We start from the raw sequence: 798 nt of genomic DNA, 5'->3' as shown, positions 1-798 counted from the left end.
AGGAAGTCACCGCGAAGATCCTCAAGTTCGACCAAGAGAAGAACCGCGTCTCGCTGGGCATCAAGCAACTGGGCGACGATCCGTGGGAAGGCATCTCGCGCCGTTACCCGTCGGGCACGCGCCTGTTCGGCAAGGTCACGAACATCACCGACTACGGCGCATTCGTCGAAGTGGAATCGGGCATCGAAGGCCTCGTCCACGTGTCGGAAATGGACTGGACCAACAAGAACGTTGCGCCGTCGAAGGTTGTCCAGCTGGGCGACGAAGTCGAAGTCATGGTCCTCGAGATCGACGAAGACCGTCGTCGTATCAGCCTCGGCATGAAGCAGTGCAAGCCGAATCCGTGGGATGACTTCAGCCGCAACTTCAAGAAGGGCGACAAGATCACGGGCGCAATCAAGTCGATCACCGACTTCGGCGTGTTCATCGGTCTGCCGGGCGGCATCGACGGCCTGGTCCACCTGTCGGACCTGTCGTGGAGCGAAGCCGGCGAAGAAGCCGTTCGCAAGTACAAGAAGGGCGACGAAGTCGAAGCAATCGTGCTCGGTATCGACGTCGAGAAGGAGCGCATTTCGCTCGGCATCAAGCAGCTCGAAGGCGACCCGTTCAGCAACTACGTTGCAATGAACGACAAGGGCTCGATCGTCGACGGCGTCGTGAAGACGGTCGATGCGAAGGGTGCGGTCGTCACGCTGACGGGCGACATCGAAGGCTACCTGCGCGCGTCGGAAATCTCGCAGGATCGCGTCGAAGATGCACGCAACGTGCTGAAGGAAGGCGACAAGGTCAACGCGATGG

At 60.0% G+C, this 798-nt stretch carries 1 protein-coding gene; it reads left to right on the top strand.

Features of this window, described 5'->3' with window-relative positions:
• A partial coding sequence (locus JMF90_RS38975) for a S1 RNA-binding domain-containing protein (protein WP_201326534.1) occupies positions 1 to 798 on the top strand: 798 nt, incomplete at both ends.

The sequence above is a fragment of the Burkholderia sp. E168m23 genome (assembly GCF_016586125.1).
Classification (GTDB): Bacteria; Pseudomonadota; Gammaproteobacteria; order Burkholderiales; family Burkholderiaceae; genus Burkholderia; species Burkholderia orbicola.
This window is presented reverse-complemented; position numbering and strand designations above follow the sequence as displayed.